We start from the raw sequence: 18,007 nt of genomic DNA, 5'->3' as shown, positions 1-18,007 counted from the left end.
GGTTCAGGTCCATGTGCCTTCGGGTGTAGGGGTTCGAGTCCCTTCGTGGGCACCATTACCAAAATTCGCAAAAGAGCCGCAAACTTTCACGAGTTTGCGGCTTTTTTCATTTCCAGCCCCAGCAAACCCTGTCGGCATTCTTGACAGGTGACGGCTGCGCACGCGCCAAGTCCTTGATTTTACGAGTGAGCACGCTTCTTGCCTGCACGATGGCATCGCCATTGCCGGAGCGCCGCCATGAAAAGCCTCGTCGCCGCCCTCGCCTTGATGTTACCTATCAGCACTATCGCCTCGCCCCTGTTCAATCTGCAATACGTACCCGGCACTTCGCTGCAGGCGCAGCAGGGATTCCAGGCGGCGGCCGCGCGCTGGTCGCGCGTCCTGAAAGACAATGTCACCATCGAGCTGACGGTGGGCTTCAATTCGCTGGGCGGCAACATCCTGGGACAAACGGGCTCGTCGGAAGCGTTTTACCGCTACAGCGACTTTCGCGGCGCCCTGGCCGCCGACGCCACGTCCACCATCGACCAGCGGGCGCTGGCGCACCTGCCAACGGGCGACAGCTTCGGCATGCTGATCAACCGCACGGCCAACAGCCCCAACGGACCCGGCAGCGCCCTGCCCTATCTCGACAACAATGGCGACGCCAACAATCAGTATTTATCCCTGAGCAATGCCGAAGCCAAGGCCGTCGGCCTGGCGCCGCCGCCGCAATCGCTGGACGGCTGCATCGGCAATTGCGACGGCTTCATCCAGTTCAACAGCGATTTCAACTTCGATTTCGATCCCGGCAATGGCATCGGCGCCCACAGCATCGACTTCATCGGCGTGGCCATGCATGAAATCGGCCACGCACTGGGCTTTCTCAGCGGCGTGGATATCCTCGACTACAACTCGCCGCCGCTGGGCGGCCCCTATGACGACACGGAATTTACCTACGTCTCGGGACTGGACTTGTTCCGCTACTCGGCAGAAAGCGCCGCGGCCGGCGTGATCGACTGGACGGCCGACAACCGCGACAAGTATTTCTCGCTCGATGGCGGCGCGACGCGCGGTCCGCTGTTTGCCAACGGCAGCTTTCACGGCGACGGCGACCAGGCCAGCCACTGGCGCGACAATTTACACCTGGGCATCATGGACCCGGCGGTGGCATACGGCGAATTATTGCGCCTGCGCTGGAACGACTTGATCGCCCTCGATGCCATCGGCTGGGATATCGCCCCGAACGCCATCCCGGCGCCGGGCACCTTCCCGCTGTTATGTCTGGCATTGATGCTACTGGCATGGCAGCAACGACGCTGACTACGCTGAAAAAACAGGCAGCTTTACGCCATTTCTCATAGGGAAAACCCTTTTTTCAGCGGAAAAGGGGGTTTCTTGAAGAAAAGAGCAAAATGTTCATTGACCGAATCGCCGCCAACCCTTATTATTTTGTCCGTCGCTGCAGAACACGCAGCAGACAGCAAGCAGCAGCAAAACGCAGCACAATGCCCACGTGGCGGAATTGGTAGACGCGCATGGTTCAGGTCCATGTGCCTTCGGGTGTAGGGGTTCGAGTCCCTTCGTGGGCACCATTACCAAAATTCGCAAAAGAGCCGCAAACTTTCACGAGTTTGCGGCTTTTTTCATTGCAGAACGCCATGTGTTGCCATGGCGCCCTCCCTCCCCTTATTTGCCCAGCGCCACCCTCACGGCGTCAAGCAGCGTCGTCGTCGGACGGCCTGTCAGCGCGCTCAATTGCTTGCCATGGTCTTCCAGGCCGCCCTTGGCCGCGCCCGCGTCGGAATCGGCCAGCAACTCGGCAAACCCTTCCGGCACGCCCACGCCCACCAGCGCCGCCTTGAAGTCCGCCTGCGGCAAATCCTTGTAGACGATCGCCTTGCCCGACTGGCGCGCCACTTCGGCCGCATACTCGGCCAGGGTAAAGCCGTGGTCGCCGGCCAGTTCATAGATCGCTTGCGGCCTGTCCGCGACCAGCACGGCAGCGGCGGCCGCCGCGTAGTCAGCGCGCGCGGCGGACGAGAAGCGGCCGTTTTGCGCCGCGCCCAGCACGACGCCATGCTCGAGCACGGGCGCCAGGTGCTCCGTATGGTTTTCCAGATACCAGCCGTTGCGCAGGAACGTGTACGGCAGGCCCGACGCGCGGATGGCCGCTTCCGTGATCACGTGCTCGGCGGCCAGGCCCAGCGGCGACGTATCGGCGCGCAAGACACTGGTATAGGCCAGCAGGGAAACGCCGGCGCGCCTGGCCGCATCGATGACGTTCTGGTGCTGCTGCGCGCGCTGGCCCACTTCGCTCGACGAGATCAGCAGGATTTTCGTTGCGCCCTTGAAGGCCGCATCGAGGCTGGCGCCGTCGTTGTAATCGGCCTGGCGCACTTGCACGCCCTGGGCGGCCAGACCGGCGGCCTTGGCCGGGTTGCGCACGGCGGCAATGATGTTGGCTGCGGGGACGGATGCGAGCAGGCTGGCGATGACGTGCTGGCCCAGATTGCCTGTGGCGCCGGTAATGACGATCATGATTTCTCCTTGGAGGGTGGCTGGTAAAACCCTATAATAGGACTATTACTTACTTATTGTAAGTACGTACCTTTTGGTAAGTATGCATTACCCTCACATTGAAGACCAACTATCATGCCCACAGACACTCCCGGCGCCAGCCTGCGCGCCGCCCTCGCCCGCCAGAACCAGGGGGCGCACCTGCTGGCGGCCACCTGCCCGTCGCGCGCCGTGCTCAGCCACCTGACCAGCCGCTGGGCCGTGCTGGTGCTGGTACTGCTGCTGAGCGGCACGCGGCGCTTTAGCGAACTGCGCCGCGAAGTGGGCGGCGTCAGCGAAAAAATGCTGGCGCAAACCCTGGAAGCGCTGGCGGGCGACGGCTTCGTACTGCGACAGGCGTATCTGGTGATCCCGCCCAAGGTGGAATACAGCCTCACGCCGCTGGGGCGCGAGGCGGCCGAACGCCTGGCCGTGCTGGTCGACTGGATCGAAGACAATTACCCGCGCATCGAACAGGCGCGCGCGGCCCTGGATGCGGCACCGCCAGCGCAAAATGCGGCTTGAGCAGATTGCTTTTGATCATCAAGAATTATCGTTTACTCCTACTTGCCTTGATGTAATACTAGGCCCATGAACCGCGTAAGGGCGCGACACCATGAATCAGTTGATTTCTTCCATCACCGACCGGGCCAATGTACTGCTGGTCAGCAATTCGCCGAACGAAGTGCGCGAACTGCTGTATGTGCTGGACCGGCATAACCTGGGCACGGGGCTGGCGGGCGATATCGACGAAGGCGTGGAACTGGCGGCCGGCGGCACGGACCTGATCCTGCTCGACGCGGCTCTGGCGGGCTCGAATATCGGCGCCACCTGCATGCGTCTGCGCAATGCGGGCGGACGCCACAGCGTGCCCCTGCTGCTGATGTCGGCCACGCCCAGCGCCGAAGAGCAGGGCCGCAGCGTAGGCGCCGGCGCTTCCGACTACATCAAGATGCCCTTCAATGCGCGCGACGTGGCGGAAAAAATCCTCATGGAACTGGCCTTGCACAAGGCCGAAGCTTCCGCGCCGCATGCCGCCACGCCGCCGCGCCCCGTGCATCCGCAAACGCTGGAAGTCAATTACCACTCGATATTGGCCGGTTCACCCGACGCCGTGCTGCTGTTCGATATCGACAACGAGCTGCTGATCGACGCCAACCACTTGGCCGAAGAACTGTTCGGCATGCCGCTGGCCGAGTTGCTGCAAGGCGGCATGGAGCCGCTGTTCCCCAAACATCAGAGCGATGGCCGCGCCTCGCCGCAGCTGCTGGAAGAAAAGATCCGCGATACCCTGCAAGGCAAGATCGTCGTCTTCCGCGCCAGCTGCTGCCACCGGGACAGCCACCCGATCGCCTGCGAAATCCGCCTTATGCGCCTGTCCGTGCCGGGCCGCCAGCTCGTGCATGCGCGCATCATCGACTTGACCGAACGCAACCTCGCCGAAGCGATGCGCTCGGGCCAGAGCGCCCTGCTGGAAATGGTCGCCAAGGGCGCGCCCCTGGTCCCCACGCTGAACCAGCTGCTGCTGCTGATCGAGGGCCAGTCGCGCGGCGTGCTGTGTTCCATCATGCTGCTTGACGACGACGGCGTCCACATGCACAGCGCGGCCGGCCCCAGCCTGCCGCCCGACTACATGGCCCTGCTCGAAGGCGTGGCCATCGGCCCCGGCGTGGGCTCGTGCGGCACCGCCATGTTCCTGCGCGAACCGGTGGTGGTCAGCGACATCATGCTGGACCCGCTGTGGGCGCCCTACCGCGAGCTGGCCGCGCCGTTCGGCTTGCGCGCCTGCTGGTCGCGCCCCATCTTCGGCCAGGATGGCGCCGTGCTCGGTTCCTTCGCCATGTACTACCGCGACGTGCGCCAGCCCGATGCGCGCGACCTGGAACTGATCGACACGGCGACCGACCTGGCCGGCATCGCGATTGGCCGCATGCGCCACGAACGCGAGCTGCAGCGCCACCGCGCCCACCTGGAAGAGCTGGTGGCCGAACGCACGGCGGCCCTGACGCAGGCCAAGGAACACTCGGAGCAGACGAACCTCGAACTGGCCGCCGCGCTGGAAAACCTGTCCATCACGCAAGAAGAACTGGTGCGCCGCGACAAGCTGGCCGCGCTCGGTGCGCTGGTGGCCGGCATCGCGCATGAACTCAATACACCGATCGGCAACGGCCTGGTGGTGGCCACCACGATGGCCGAACGCACGCGCGAAATCCAGGCCAGCTTCCTCGACGGCCTGCGCCGCTCCGAACTGGGCGCCTACCTGACCCAGGCCAGCGAGGCCGACGCCATCATGCTGCGCAACCTGCAGCGCGCCGCCGACCTCGTGTCGAGCTTCAAGCAGATCGCCGTCGACCGCGCCAGTTCGCAGCGCCGCCAGTTCCTGCTGCGCCAGTTCGTGGCCGAGCTGATGCTGCCCCTGTCCACGCCGCTCAAGGCCGCCGGCCTGAGCCTGACGCAGGACGTGCCGGACGATCTGGCCATGGACAGCTATCCCGGCCCGCTGGGCCAGGTGCTGAGCAACCTGCTGGAGAACTGCCTGCGCCATGCCTTCGAGGGCCGCAGCGGCGGCACCATCGCCATCACGGCGCGCGGCAGCGACGACGGACAGACGATCACCCTGTCCATCGCCGACACGGGCGTGGGCATCGCCGCCGACGATCTCGTGCACGTCTACGACCCCTTCTTCACGACCAAGCTCGGTTCGGGCGGCTCGGGCCTGGGCCTGCATGTGGCGCACAACATCGTCACGGGCGTGCTGGGCGGCCATATCGACGCCACCAGCAGCACCGGCGAGGCCAGCGGCACCACCTTTACCCTGCAGCTGCCCGCCGCGGCGCCGCAATCGCCCGCGCCCTGACCGGCAGGCGCGCTACAATACCCGCAAGCTTTTCTTTCGGAGTACCTATGAAATACCTGATCGCCACGGCCCTGCTGGCCGCCTGCGCGTACGCCTCGGCCGGGCCGGCTCCCTGGTACAAATGGCGCAGCAAGATCGACGGCACCCTGTCGTGCGCCCAGTCCACCCTGGGATTTGGCTGGGAACTGGCCTCGGGACCGTACAAAGATAGCCGTTGCGAAAAACCGGCGCTTGCTAAATAATGGGGCCATGACCACACGGGGCACCGGCTTGAGATCAAGCGATGGCAATGCGGCGTCGAAAGAGTATGGAACGATAAGAACGTATCTATTCAAACCGAGGAGACCACATGTTTACGAATCCCGAACAATTCGCATCGGCCACCAAGGCCCTGTTTGAATTCCAGCTGATGACCTTCAACACCCTTACTTCCAAGGCCGTGCAAGGCGTGGAACAGGTGCTGGCGCTGAACATGGCCACGGCCAAGTCCGGCATCGAGGATGGCCTTGCCGCCGGCAAGGAAATCAGCCAGGCCAAGGATCCGAAGGCCGCCATGGCCGCCGCCGCCGCCCAGCTGCAGCCGGGCGTGGCCGGCGCAAAAGCGTATAAACAGCAACTCGACGACATCATCAAGGAAATCCACACGGAATTCACCACGGCCGCCGAAGCCCATGTGGCCGAAGCGAAAAGCAATCTGAGCGCCCTGATCTACGACGTCACGAAAAACGTGCCGCCAGGCTCGGAAAACGCCGTCGCCATCGTCAAGGCCGCCATCGACAACGCCTTCCTCGGCTACGAGCAAGTGACTAAGGCCACGAAACAGGCCGTGAAGACCGTGGAAGAGCAGATCGCCAAGGCCAGCGCGCAAGTGGCGCAGGCCACGGAAAAAGCCACGGCCGGCGCCCAGGCTGCGGCTGAAAAAGCAGCGCCGGCGGCCAAACCGAAGGCTGCTAAAAAGTAAGCCGTAGGTCGGATTAGCGCGGCAAGGCCGCGCGTAATCCGACGCACTGCTGGCGCTCATGGTGATGTCGGATTACGCGCTTGCGCGCTAATCCGACCTACCCGACCTACAAGAATTCACCGGCAGGGTCCGGTATTCGCCCCCTCCCACACCCCAGAAATAGCCTGAGCCTAGCTGCAGAAATCCTGGCGAGCCTTCGCCTCAACGGTTCCGGCCAGCTGGCGGCGCCAGGCCGCCATGCGCCATGCGGCCCAGGCGGCGGACAAGGCGCCCGCGACGAGGATCAGGCGCGTGTCGATCAGGGTCAGCACGGAGCCGCTCAAGGCCACGACGATGTTGGCGATGCAAAAGGTGGTGGCCAGCAAGCCCATCACGGCGCCCTGTCCGTGCGCACTGAAGCGCTCGGCGCACCAGCCCTGTATCACCGTGTTGTACAGCGCATTCGGAATGCCGAACAGCACGATGGCGGCGATGCCCACCCAGATATTGCCCAGCGCCAAAATCCCCACGGCCACCGCCACGCCGCACGCATACCAGCAGGCGCGCAGCAGCGGCGCATGGCGGCTGGGACCGCCCGCCAGCAAGGACGTAATCGTCATCGTGCCGCACAGGCCCACATTCACCCAGGCAATCTCCTGCGCATGAAAATGGGCCGTCTCGACCAGCCACAGCGGGTAGAACTCATAAAAACTGGCCACGCCGCAGGTGAACGCCAGTTGCACGATGAACAGGGTGCGCAGCTCCTCATGGCGCAGCAAATTGAGCGAATGGCGGTCGCGCGCCACTTGCCACCACGACGTCGTCAATAGCGAGGGCGTTTCGCGCGGCAAGCCGACAGCCACCAGCACGGCGACGAGCATCAGCGCGGCGGCGGCGATCCAGAACGGCACCGTCACGCCCCAATGCAAGGTGGCGCCCGCCAAAATCGGCCCCACCAGCCAGCCCAGGTAAAACGCGCCGTTCAGCCACGACATGGCGCGCAGGCGCAGCGGTCCCGTCAGCTGGTCCGCCAGCATGGCGCGCGCCACGGCGCCATTACCCTCCAGCAAACCCGTGATGAAACGGGCGACGATGAACAGCGGATAGGACTGGATCACCAGTGCCCAGGCCGTGATCGCGTGGCCGATGGCGGCGCCCACGGCCGTGCGCATCAGCAAGGGGCGGCGGCCGTAGCGGTCGGACAGCGGCCCCAGCAGGGCCGAACCGATCAGCAAGCCCAGCGGGTTGATGGTCAGCGCCAGACCGAACAGCAATTTGGATGGCAAGCCGAGGAAATTGTTGAAGGCATTGGGCGCCTCGGCCGCGAACAGGGGCGGCAGGATCGGGTATGGCAAGGAGGCGCCGATGGTCGACAGCAGCGCCAGCAAACAGGCGGCGGAAATCAGGATGATGTTTTTCATGCGGGCTCAGCGAATTTTAGTCTGGCAAGCATACGTTGACCATGCCACACAAGCAAACTTAAATATCTATTAATCATGCTCATCCTTGCCGCCATGAAGCGTGCCAGGCATCGCCTCGGCTATCATGCCGCCATGACCCACGTTGAACAGGACAAACATGACGCTGTCAGAAATTGAAAGCAAACACGGCTTTATCTATCCTGCGCTGTACCGGCAGCTCGAGAGCGACGGCATGCTCGCCGTGGGCGAATACGGGCCCGACTGGTACAAGCTGGTCTATCCCACCTTGACGGAGCGCCCTACCCTGCTGTTGCATGCCGATGATTTCGAATTGCTCAACATCAAGGCCGTGGCCGAAGAGGCGGACACCTTGCGCGACGCGGACGATTACCGGCAGATCGATCCCGCCTTCCGCTTCATCCCGTTCGCGCAAACGGGCGCGGGCGACCACTACTGCTTTTTCGCCTCCGGTCAGCACGACGGCGACATGCCCGTCGTGCTGCTGTGGCATGACCAGAATGAAGCGCAGTACCTGGCGAAAAACCTGCAGGATTTCGTGTTCCACATGTTGTTGAACAGCATGGCGGATCAGGATACCTATAACGAGGTCAGCGACGAGGCATTCAGGGAACAGCTGGCCAACACCCTGGGCACGCATGCGCGCTACCTGACGGCGCGGCAAGCCGACGTGCTGCAAACCTTGCTGGCCAGGGACATCCTCGATTACGAGGTGGCGTTGCCGAAAGGACGCAAGCAGGCGCACCGGGGCTTGCTGACCGATATCGAGCTGGCCAGCCTGCGCGCCGAACTGATTCCCTACGAAAAGTTTGATACCTGTTTTGCCTACAGCGCGGCTGGCTGAGCATAAAATCGCTGGGCAAGCGGCGGATGAAGGTTTAAACTGTATATAAACACAGTAAAACCGATCATCTTGCATCTTGCCCTATTGCCATCCCCATGTTGAGAGTCCTGGAAAATCCCCTGTACTATCTGGATAATTTCCAGGACGTGCTGAGCTGGATCAGCGCCCGTTACGCCGATCTGCTGAGCCCTGAAGAAACGCGCTTCATCGCCGCCTTCGGCGCACTGCCGCAGCCATCGCGCGCCCTGTTCGTGCGCCTCGTCATGCGCAAAGGCTGCCTGTTTCGCGCCAGTAAGCTCAAGTATCCGGAAATCGGCGACACGCGCGCGGCCGCCCTGCCCTTGCTGGCCCTGACATGGGTGGAAGCCGATCCCGTCATTGCACTCGACGAGCTGTTCGACTTGCTGCTGAAAGCGGAAATCGCCCAGGCTTTCGATCTCGCCCCATCCCTGAAGGCGGCGCGCAAGGCCGAGCAGCTGGAGGTCTTGCGCGAACAGCATGGAGAACACAGGCCGTTTTCCGCCTGGCATCCGGCCTGCAGCGACGTGCTGTACCGCATCGGTTTGCAGCCCCTGTGCGACCGCCTGCGCCTGATTTACTTTGGCAACTATCATCAGGACTGGTCGGAATTCGTGCTGTCCGACCTGGGCGTGTATCAATATGAAAGAGTGGAATTTTCGCCCGAGTCGCGCGGTTTTCGCACGCGCCAGGATATCGAGCACTATGAAGTGCTGCACCAGTGCCGGGAACGCTACAACGACAGCGCGCCGGCGGACGAAGTGCTGCAGGAACTGGCGGCGCTGCCATTGCCAGAAGACAATACCTGGCTGGCCAGCCGGCGCGACAAGCTGCGCTTCCAGATCGCCCAGCACCTGGAAAAATGCCAGGACTGGCCGGCCGCCTACCGCGCCTATGCCGATTGCCGCTATCCGGGCGCACGGGGCCGCGCCATCCGCGTGCTGGAAAAAGATGAACAGCCGCAAGCGGCCTACGACCGGCTGACGATCGCCCTGGCCGCGCCGGAAAGCGAAGCGGAACAGCAATTGCTGCAGCGCATGGCCCCCCGTTTGCGGCGCAAGCTGGGGTATGCGAAGCAGGCGGCCAGCGCCCCCGCCAGCGTCGAGCGCATCGACTTGCAGCTGCCCTTCCCGGAACAGGCGTGCTACGTGGAAGCGGTGGTGCAGCAACACCTGATGCGCGATGACGCGCCCGTGTATTACGTGGAAAACACTCTGATCAACTCGCTGTTCGGCCTGCTGTGCTGGCCCGCCATCTTCAAGGCCATGCCGGGCGCTTTCTTCCACCCGTTTCACCGTGGCCCGGCCGACTTGCACAGCGCCGATTTTTACCTGCGCCGCAGCACGGACTTCGCCGCCTGCCTGGCACTGCTGGACGACGGCGGCTACCACGCCGCCATCCGCGCCACCTTTGCCGCCAAGCACGGCATCGTCTCGCCCTTCGTCAGCTGGGAGGCGCTGGACGACGGCTTGCTGGACCTGGCGCTGGCCTGCATGCCCGCCGCTCACCTGAAGAAGGCGTTCGAGCGCATCTTGCTCGATATCAAAAGCAACCGCAGCGGCTTGCCTGATCTGATCCAGTTCTGGCCGGCGGAACGGCGCTACCGCATGATCGAAGTCAAGGGTCCGGGCGACCGCCTGCAAGACAACCAGCTGCGCTGGATCGCGTATTGCGCCCAGCACGCCATGCCCGTCAGCGTGTGCTATCTGCAATGGCAGGCGGCGGCATGAGCGCCAGGAGGTACACGATCGCCGTGCGCGCCCTGTGCGAATTCACGGCCAAGGTGGGCGACCTGGACCTGCGTTTCACGCCCTCGCCCACGGCGCAGGAAGGCATGGCCGGCCACGCCACCGTCACGGGCCGGCGCGACGACGATTACCAGCGCGAAATCAGCCTGTGCGGCGACTTCGGCCCCCTGCACGTGCGGGGCCGCGCCGATGGCTACGACCCGGCGCGGCGGCAGCTGGAAGAAATCAAGACCTACCGGGGCGAACTGGACACGATGCCCGCCAACCACCGCCAGCTGCACTGGGCGCAAGCGCGCATCTACGGCCACTTGCTGTGCCAGCAGCTGAACCTGCCCATGCTGCGCGTGGCACTCGTGTATTTCGACATCGCCAGCCAGAAGGAAACCGTCATGCACGAGGAATGCACGGCCGAGGCGCTGCGCATTTTCTTCGAGCAGCATTGCGCGCTGTTCCTCGACTGGGCCGAGCAGGAAATGGCACACCGCGCCAGCCGCGACGCGCAGCTCACGGCCATGGCCTTTCCCCACGCGGACTTCCGCCCGGGACAGCGCCAGCTGGCCGAAGCCATGTACAAGGCCAGCAGCCGCGGCTGCGGTTTGCTGGCGCAGGCGCCAACAGGCATCGGCAAGACGGTGGGCAGCCTGTTCCCCATGTTGAAAGCGACGGCCGCGCATGGCCTCGATAAACTGTTTTTCCTCGCTGCCAAGGTGCCGGGCCGCCAGATGGCGCTCGACGCCTGCGCCATCCTCAAGGAGAGTGCGCCGCTGCTGCCCTTGCGCGTGCTGGAACTGAGCGCCAAGACCAGCGCCTGCGAACATCCCGACAAAGCGTGCCATGGCGAATCGTGTCCGCTGGCCAAGGGTTTTTACGACCGCCTGCCGCTGGCGCGCGAGGTGGCGCTGGCCAGCGGTTTGATCCTCGACAAGGAAGCCGTGCGCGCCGTCGCCTTGCAGCAGGGTATTTGCCCGTATTACCTGGGCATGGAACTGGCGCGCTGGAGCGACGTCGTCATCGGCGACTACAATTATTATTTCGACCTCAGCGCCATGCTGTACGGCATGACATTGGCCCACGACTGGAAAGTCAATGTGCTGGTCGACGAAGCGCACAATATGGTATCGCGCGCGCGCAGCATGTATTCGGCCGAACTGGCGCAGATCGACCTGAAAATGCTGCGCAAGTTCGCCCCCGAGGGACTGAAAAAGCCGCTGGACCGCCTCTCGCGCCAGTGGACGGCATTGTTGAAAGAGCAGGATGGCGATTACCTCGTGCATGCGGCCTTGCCCGACAAATTCTTTGGCGCCCTGCAAGGCGTGGCCACGGCCATCGGCGATTACATGGCCGAGCACGCTGCCGCGCTGGACGAGGATTTGCAGCGCTTCTATTTCGACGTGCTGCTGATCAACCGCCTGGCGGAAAGTTTCGGCGAGCACTCGCTGTTCGACGTCAGCAAGACGGAGACGGGTTCCACCGTCTGCATTCGCAACATCGTGCCGGCCCCCTTTTTGAAAGAGCGCTTCGCGGCCAGCCACAGCACGGCCCTGTTTTCCGCCACCCTGAGCCCGTGGAATTACTACAGCGATACCTTGGGCATGCCGGCCGACACGGCCTGGGTCGACGTGGAATCGCCATTCCAGGCGGAACAACTGTCCGTGCGCGTGGCCGATACCATTTCCACGCGCTACCAGCACCGCGCCGCTTCGCTGCTGCCCATCGCGCAATTGATGGCAAAGCAATACGCGGAAACGCCGGGCAACTACCTGGCCTTCTTCAGCAGCTTCGATTACATGGAAAAGACGGCCACCCTGTTCGCCCAGCACTACCCGGACGTGCCCATCTGGCAGCAGCCGCGCCGCATGGATGACGGTGCCCGCGCGCAATTTCTGGGCCGCTTCGGCCTGGAAACACGCGGCATCGGCTTTGCCGTGCTCGGCGGCGCGTTCGGCGAAGGCATCGACTTGCCCGGTGCCCGGCTGATCGGCGCCTTCATCGCCACCTTGGGTTTGCCGCAGATCAATCCCGTCAACGAGCAGATCCGCCAGCGCATGGGCGACATCTTCGGCGCCGGCTACGACTACACGTATCTGTATCCGGGCATGCAGAAGGTGGTGCAGGCGGCCGGCAGGGTCATCCGCACCCAGTCGGACAAGGGCGTCGTCTACCTGATCGACGACCGTTTTTCACGCCCGGAAATCCGCCAGCTCTTGCCCACGTGGTGGGATGTGCAGCTGGCTGGCGGATAGCACGCGGTTAATCTCTTCAGGTGTTGCCAGCCCGCTTGCGCGGCACACTGGCCTTCCGCTTTCGGGGGGGCGTCGCAGACTCAGCAAGTGCGCTGTCATGGACATCGGCATCAACTTCCTGGCTACGCAGAAAATTCTGCAGTTCGATACGAACGCCGTTTTGCGCGACGACCGACAATTCCAATGTCATGCCCAGCGATTGCAGGAAGCGGCGCAAGGTCGAGACATAGGTGTCGGTACGCTTTTCCAGCTGGGAAACGGCATGCTGTTGAATCCCCAGTTCCCTGGCAACCTCCGCCTGGGTCTTGCCCACGGCCTTGCGGAAATCCGTCAGCGTGGCGGCATGCGCTATCATTTCCTGCATTTTTTCCTGGGACAGAGCCGCAATTTTTGCCTGACGCTCGGCCGGCAAACTGTGGATCACGTCGTTCAGATTTCTTCCCATGGCAAGCTCCTGTTCCTGAAATCATCTCCTGCCTTTGCCCTGCCTTGCTTTCGCCGTGGTCAGGTTTTTGAGGTGTTGCTCGTAGCGCGCATTTGCCTTGAACAACAAATCCCTGTAAAACCTGTCCTCGTCGACACCCTGCTTGGCTGCCGCAACCAGAATGACCGCCTCTCGCCGTGTATCGAAAGCAAAGACCGCGCGCCACACCTCTGCCCCGTTATTGGCCTTGAAACGCAGCTCTTTCATATTCGGGTGTTTAGGATGCTTCAACGTCACGACATGAGGACGCCCGGCAGCCGGACCCAGCTTCGACAGTGCATCGGCACTCGCCAGCAATTCATCCTGGACATCTATCGGCAGAGCATCGAATTCCGCATCGAAGTCATCGTGAAACGTGACCGGCCAAGTCTTCGGCGCATTCATTTATCATCTCCTGATGATATCACGCTTAGATGATTAAGCATCTATGCCATAGAACATGCTAGCCCACCAGTAACCTGAGTTTCTGATACCCCGCCTTGCTCACGGGTATCCTCGTCTCGTCGCGCAAGATGGCCACGTGGCTGTCCTTGGTGGCCGCCTCGATGCGGCGGATGCCGTCGATATTGAGCAGGTACGAGCGGTGCACGCGCAGGAACTTGGCGGGGTCGAGCTGGGTTTCCAGTTCCGCCAAGGTTTGGCTTTTCAGGTAGGACTTGCCCTCGGAACGGATGCTGATGTAGTCGTCTTGCGCCTCGATGTAGTCGATCCGGGCACTGGCGATGACGTGGACCTTGGCGCCATCGCGTATCAGCACGCGATCCAGGGGCGCGGCGCGCGTGGCCGCCTCGCGCGCCACCATTTGCACAGTGTCCGGCGTGCTGCGGTTGGCGCGCGCATGGGCCAGCGCCTGGTCGAAGCGCTGTTCGCTGAACGGTTTCAGCAGGTAATCGAGCGCATGGCATTCGAACGCCTTCAAGGCGTACTGGTCGTAGGCCGTGACAAAGATCAGCTTAGTCTTCGCGCCGATCAGCTCGGCCACTTCGAAACCGTCCAGGCGCGGCATCTGGATGTCGAGGAACACCAGTTCCGGTTCCAGTTCCGCGATGGCCTTGACGGCGTCGAAGCCGTTGGCGCACTCGGCCACGATGTCGATATCGTCATGGCGCGCCAGGTATTCGCGCAGCACGCTGCGCGCCAGTAATTCATCATCGACGATGGCCACCCGCATTCTTGCCTGCATCATGCTTCCTCCGTGCCACCGGTCTGCGCCGGCATCGATAAGGTTACTTCAAACGTCGCGCCGTGCCGCGTCCAGTGCACGCCGGCCTTGTGGCCATACGCGCCGGCCAGGCGCTGGCGTACATTTTCCAGGCCCACGCCATTACCGCGCGCTGGCCCCTGATACGCATCAACAGGATTGCGCACGGCAATCTGCAACAGGCTGCCCACGCGCCGGACTTCGATGGCGATCAGGCCGCCCTCCGTCAAGCCGCAGATGCCGTGCTTGACGGCATTTTCCACCAGCGGCTGTATCAGCATGGGCGGCAGCAAACAGGCCAGCGCGGCAGTGTCGATGCTTTCCGCCACTTGCAGGCGTTCGCCGAAGCGCACTTGCTCGATGGCGAGAAAGTGGCGGATCAGCACCAGCTCCTCTTGCACGGTAATGTGCTTGTGCGCTTCCAGGCTCAGGCTCTGGCGAAAGAAACTGGCCAGCTGCACCGTCATCTGGCGCGCGCCCGCCGCATCGATAGACGTCAGGGCGCTGATGGAGTTCAGGCTGTTGAACAGGAAATGCGGATCGATTTGCGTGCGCAGCATGCGCAGTTGTGCTTCCTGCGCCATCAGCTGCGCTTCCAGGCCCCGTTGCTCGGCCATGCTGGCGCGCACGAATTCGAGCAGCAGATAATGCACGGCGGCGGCCAGGCAATACAGCAGCGCGCCCAGGCCGAAGAACAGGGCCAGCAGCGACTGCGTCAGGTCCACGCCCAGCCAGCGCACGTCCGGCAACAGGCTGACGCTGTTCAGAAATTGCAGCAGGGTTGCCCACAGCAAGCCCGCGAACAGCGCCGCCACGCCCATCACGCCGGCAATGGCGAGCGGATGGCGCGCGTGCAAGGGGTAGGCGCGGCACAGGTAAAACGCGGAAAAGCCGGAACCGATCGCATACACGAGCGTGGCGGGCACCACCAGCAGGACGGCATTGAGCCAAGGCGCGTGCGCCACCCTGGCCAGGAGGGAGGCCAGGGCCAGGCCCAGCGCGATGCACACCAGGAACACCACCACGGCGCCGCGCCGCTTCGACAAGGGTCCGGACATGCGCGCCTAGTTGCGGATTTCCAGGCCGCCCATGATGGCGTAACCCGTCACGTACAGGCGCTTGTTCTGGTTCGGCGGCACGATGGTCTTTTCTTCGAAGCCGCCAAGGATGGGCGTGCCTTGCAGCACGACGCTCCAGTCGGGCGGAATTTTGATGGTGACGCCGCCGCACAGGGCAAACACGTTGAGCACGGCTTCGCCGTCGATCGATGCCTGGCGCAAGTCGATTTCGCAGCCGGCCATGATGACGTTGATATCGCCGCCCCTGAAGCGCTGCGACGACACGCGCCGCACGTAGCCGCCGAGGATGGCCGTCACTTCGATGATGCTGTCGTCGTCGGCCTGGCCGCCCGTGCCGGGTGCTGCAGTGGCATCGGCATCGGCGGGTTCCTTGTCGAGCGATACGGCGCCATTCCTGGCCTGGCCGAAGGCGTCGGGCGCTGCGCCAGCCTCGGGCGGCGCGGCAAAATGCCGGCGGCGCTGGCGCTGCTGTGCGCCAGGCAAGGATTTCGACACCACGGCCACGCCGGCGGCGATGATGAGCAGCGGCCACAGCATGCTCCAGTTGATATAAAACAAGCCCATGGCTTTCAGGGTCCAGCTCAAGCCCAGCAAGACCATCACGCCGCCGAGTATGTAGCCGGAGCGGTTATGGCTTTGCGATATTTTCAGCAAGCCGAAAATGATCAGGATGGTGGGCCAGAAGCGGAAGGTGTAGCGCACATTGATGAAGCCCAGGTTATCGAGCAGGAACAGCAGCCCCAGGACGATGACGATGACGCCCAGCACGATCTGCGATGGCGAGTGCAGCGGCGGTCTATTTTTCATGCTCGGACTCCCGATAGGCAATAAAATGTTTGTTCAACAGCGGCTCCAGCACGAGGCCCACGCCCCAGGCGATCAGCAAGGCTGGCCAGCTATTGTAGAAATTCAAGTTCCACAGTTCTTCATACGACACATACCACCAGGCGGCGAAGAAGATCAGCCACAAGCCGCTCAATACCTGCTTGGCGGACACGGGCGTGAGCAGCTTGTTAAGGCCGAAGACGACCAGTATCAGCGGCCAATAATGCCATAGTGCATAGTAATCATGGAGATGGATCACATCGAGCCGGTCCAGCAGGATCACGGCGCCGATGGCGATCAGCAGCACGCCCCACAACAGCTGGGTACGGCGGTAGTACGCTGGTTCAGGTTTCACGGTCGCCCCTTGAAGTGAATTGATCGTAAAGATACGCGGATTTCAGCCGCGCGAAAACAGCGCTTCGGCGAATGGCGGACAGGTGGCGGTGAATGGCGCGGCGGCGGGAATAACGGGCAAAAAACAGGCAAAAAAAAGACCGGCTAGGGCCGGCCTTGAAGGGGTTCGCAGTTCACACCGCGACCTGGAGTTGCAGTGCATGGCTGCCTGGCGCAAGCGCGCCGGCAGCGGAAATCTGGTGCCGATCCTTGAGGCGACCGGCTGACCTGCTGGAAGATCGAACATGCCGCCAACTTCACGGCAGTGCGTCTCAACCAAGCAAAGGCATCATACTCCCGATCGGGCAAAAGCACCGTTCGCTAGCGCACACAGATGCGGATTTGCTGAGCTGCATCAAGCAGCCGTGGCGTGCGGCGAACGCAGCATGTCGTTCCCGATCCATTCCAGCACGGACGGCCCCTGCGGCTGCCAGCCCAGCAGCTTGCGCGACCGTTCCCCGCGCACGCGGCTGTTGGAACCAAGGCCGTACGACGCCATCTCATAGCCCCATTCGGCAATGGCTTCCGGCAGCGGCCAGTCCTGCGCGGGACCCAGGTCCAGTGCCTGGGCGATGGCGGCCGTCATGTCGCGGAAGGCCGCTTCGCCCGACTCGACAAAGTAAAAGGTGCCGGCGGGCGACTTTTCCAGCGCCAGCAGATACAGGCTGACGACGTCGTCGATGTGCACGTTGGACCAGATATTGCGGCCCGGCCCCACGTGGCGCACGATGCCGCTCTTGCGCGCCTGTTTCAATAAGCGCGGCAATTGCACGCTGTCGCGCGGCAAGGCGCCGTGGCCGTAGATCAAGGTGTTGCACAACACGCTGGCGCGCACGCCCTTGTTTGCGCTGGCCAGCACCAGCTCATCGATGGCGACGCGGGCCGCCTTGTCGGCCGTGGGCGCCGGCAGCTTGTCTTCGTAATAAATCTGTTCCGTGCCCTCGCCGCCCGACGCGTCGCCCACGATGGACGAGCCGCTGGTATGGAGGAAAGGCTTGTTGCTGACGGCCAGCGCTTCAATGATCGCTTCCACGGCGCCCCGGTGGTCGCTGCTGGCCGCATTGATGACGGCGTCCGCCGCCTTCGCTTGCTCGATGATCAGCTCGCGGTCGTTCAAGGTACCGACGATACCCTGCACGCCGATAGTGGCCAGCTCGGCCACCTGCTCCGGCTTGCGCACGAGGCCCGTGACCTGATGGCCGGCGCGCACGAGGCCTGCCGCGATGGAACTGCCGATGAAACCTGCCGCACCTGTCAAGAATACTTTCATACCGTGGACGCCAAACAAAACCTACTGCGCGTCGCACTTTGCGGCCTGCGATGCTCACCGTGCTCCAGCACGGTTGCGCTTCTTAGCCACAAATCATCGCCGCTCGCTACGGTTTTGTTAGGCGTCGT

18 protein-coding genes and 1 tRNA gene are annotated in these 18,007 nt (G+C 63.1%); 10 read left to right on the top strand and 9 right to left on the bottom strand.

Annotated features, from left to right (window positions below):
• Window positions 1-237 precede the first annotated feature (237 nt).
• Both JAB8_RS17545 and JAB8_RS17540 read left to right on the top strand, forming a co-directional pair.
• Entirely contained in the window at window positions 238-1,302 is a 1,065-nt protein-coding gene (locus JAB8_RS17545) for an NF038122 family metalloprotease (RefSeq protein ID WP_070290789.1), read from the top strand.
• Between the two features lie 187 nt (window positions 1,303-1,489).
• Window positions 1,490-1,574, top strand: a tRNA-Leu gene (locus JAB8_RS17540).
• A 94-nt stretch (window positions 1,575-1,668) separates the two neighbouring features.
• On the opposite strand, the gene JAB8_RS17535 is transcribed toward JAB8_RS17540, so the two are convergent.
• The gene (locus tag JAB8_RS17535) at window positions 1,669-2,520 is read right to left on the bottom strand and encodes an SDR family oxidoreductase (protein WP_070290788.1); all 852 of its coding nucleotides are present in this window, start codon (window positions 2,518-2,520) and stop codon (window positions 1,669-1,671) included.
• A 114-nt stretch (window positions 2,521-2,634) separates the two neighbouring features.
• Between JAB8_RS17535 and JAB8_RS17530 the strand changes: the two genes are divergently transcribed.
• The 4 genes from JAB8_RS17530 to phaP all read left to right on the top strand — a co-directional run bounded on the left by JAB8_RS17530 (window position 2,635) and on the right by phaP (window position 6,356).
• A complete protein-coding gene (locus JAB8_RS17530) occupies window positions 2,635-3,063 on the top strand; it encodes a helix-turn-helix domain-containing protein (protein ID WP_070290787.1) in 429 nt (142 codons plus the stop codon).
• Between the two features lie 91 nt (window positions 3,064-3,154).
• Complete coding sequence (locus JAB8_RS17525; RefSeq protein WP_070290786.1) at window positions 3,155-5,395, top strand: ATP-binding protein; 2,241 nt, start codon at window positions 3,155-3,157, stop codon at window positions 5,393-5,395.
• 47 nt (window positions 5,396-5,442) lie between these two features.
• On the top strand, window positions 5,443-5,637 hold the full coding sequence (locus JAB8_RS17520; RefSeq protein ID WP_070290785.1) for a hypothetical protein: 195 nt from the start codon (window positions 5,443-5,445) through the stop codon (window positions 5,635-5,637).
• A gap of 107 nt (window positions 5,638-5,744) precedes the next feature.
• Entirely contained in the window at window positions 5,745-6,356 is a 612-nt protein-coding gene (phaP, locus tag JAB8_RS17515) for a TIGR01841 family phasin (protein ID WP_070218072.1), read from the top strand.
• Window positions 6,357-6,526: 170 nt separating this feature from the next.
• On the opposite strand, the gene JAB8_RS17510 is transcribed toward phaP, so the two are convergent.
• Window positions 6,527-7,756, bottom strand: coding sequence for an MFS transporter (locus tag JAB8_RS17510; RefSeq protein WP_070290784.1), 1,230 nt, complete (start codon window positions 7,754-7,756; stop codon window positions 6,527-6,529).
• Between the two features lie 157 nt (window positions 7,757-7,913).
• Here JAB8_RS17510 and JAB8_RS17505 point away from each other — a divergent pair, with 157 nt between their 5' ends.
• The 3 genes from JAB8_RS17505 to JAB8_RS17495 all read left to right on the top strand — a co-directional run bounded on the left by JAB8_RS17505 (window position 7,914) and on the right by JAB8_RS17495 (window position 12,627).
• Entirely contained in the window at window positions 7,914-8,618 is a 705-nt protein-coding gene (locus JAB8_RS17505; protein WP_070290783.1) for an SMI1/KNR4 family protein, read from the top strand.
• Between the two features lie 95 nt (window positions 8,619-8,713).
• Window positions 8,714-10,366, top strand: coding sequence for a VRR-NUC domain-containing protein (locus JAB8_RS17500; protein WP_070290782.1), 1,653 nt, complete (start codon window positions 8,714-8,716; stop codon window positions 10,364-10,366).
• Window positions 10,363-12,627 (top strand): ATP-dependent DNA helicase, encoded by a 2,265-nt coding sequence (locus JAB8_RS17495; protein ID WP_070290793.1) that lies wholly within the window; start codon window positions 10,363-10,365, stop codon window positions 12,625-12,627. Before JAB8_RS17500 ends, JAB8_RS17495 begins: the two co-directional genes overlap by 4 nt.
• A gap of 16 nt (window positions 12,628-12,643) precedes the next feature.
• Here the strand turns inward: JAB8_RS17495 and JAB8_RS17490 are convergent, their stop codons facing one another.
• The 6 genes from JAB8_RS17490 to JAB8_RS17465 are packed head-to-tail and all read right to left on the bottom strand — an operon-like array spanning window position 12,644 to window position 16,571.
• Window positions 12,644-13,072: an XRE family transcriptional regulator gene (locus tag JAB8_RS17490; RefSeq protein WP_070290781.1), complete on the bottom strand. Its 429-nt coding sequence runs from the start codon at window positions 13,070-13,072 to the stop codon at window positions 12,644-12,646.
• 21 nt (window positions 13,073-13,093) lie between these two features.
• Window positions 13,094-13,495 carry a type II toxin-antitoxin system RelE/ParE family toxin gene (locus tag JAB8_RS17485; protein WP_070290780.1) on the bottom strand — a complete coding sequence of 134 codons (402 nt, stop codon included), beginning with the start codon at window positions 13,493-13,495 and terminating at the stop codon, window positions 13,094-13,096.
• 58 nt (window positions 13,496-13,553) lie between these two features.
• Window positions 13,554-14,282 (bottom strand): LytTR family DNA-binding domain-containing protein, encoded by a 729-nt coding sequence (locus JAB8_RS17480; protein ID WP_070290779.1) that lies wholly within the window; start codon window positions 14,280-14,282, stop codon window positions 13,554-13,556.
• An 11-nt stretch (window positions 14,283-14,293) separates the two neighbouring features.
• On the bottom strand, window positions 14,294-15,370 hold the full coding sequence (locus JAB8_RS17475) for a histidine kinase (RefSeq protein WP_070290778.1): 1,077 nt from the start codon (window positions 15,368-15,370) through the stop codon (window positions 14,294-14,296).
• A 6-nt stretch (window positions 15,371-15,376) separates the two neighbouring features.
• Window positions 15,377-16,198, bottom strand: coding sequence for a DUF5668 domain-containing protein (locus tag JAB8_RS17470; RefSeq protein ID WP_070290777.1), 822 nt, complete (start codon window positions 16,196-16,198; stop codon window positions 15,377-15,379).
• Complete coding sequence (locus tag JAB8_RS17465) at window positions 16,188-16,571, bottom strand: DUF5668 domain-containing protein (protein ID WP_070290776.1); 384 nt, start codon at window positions 16,569-16,571, stop codon at window positions 16,188-16,190. Before JAB8_RS17465 ends, JAB8_RS17470 begins: the two co-directional genes overlap by 11 nt.
• A gap of 19 nt (window positions 16,572-16,590) precedes the next feature.
• Between JAB8_RS17465 and JAB8_RS29145 the strand changes: the two genes are divergently transcribed.
• On the top strand, window positions 16,591-16,836 hold the full coding sequence (locus JAB8_RS29145; protein ID WP_139143078.1) for a hypothetical protein: 246 nt from the start codon (window positions 16,591-16,593) through the stop codon (window positions 16,834-16,836).
• Window positions 16,837-16,964: 128 nt separating this feature from the next.
• Here JAB8_RS29145 and JAB8_RS17460 read toward each other — a convergent pair whose 3' ends face one another.
• Window positions 16,965-17,879, bottom strand: coding sequence for an NAD-dependent epimerase/dehydratase family protein (locus JAB8_RS17460; protein ID WP_070290775.1), 915 nt, complete (start codon window positions 17,877-17,879; stop codon window positions 16,965-16,967).
• Between the last annotated feature and the right edge of the window lie 128 nt (window positions 17,880-18,007).

Source organism: Janthinobacterium sp. HH106, from assembly GCF_001758725.1.
Classification (GTDB): domain Bacteria; phylum Pseudomonadota; class Gammaproteobacteria; order Burkholderiales; family Burkholderiaceae_D; genus Janthinobacterium.
Note: the sequence above shows the minus strand (reverse complement) of the source record. Positions and strands in the feature narration are given on the sequence as shown.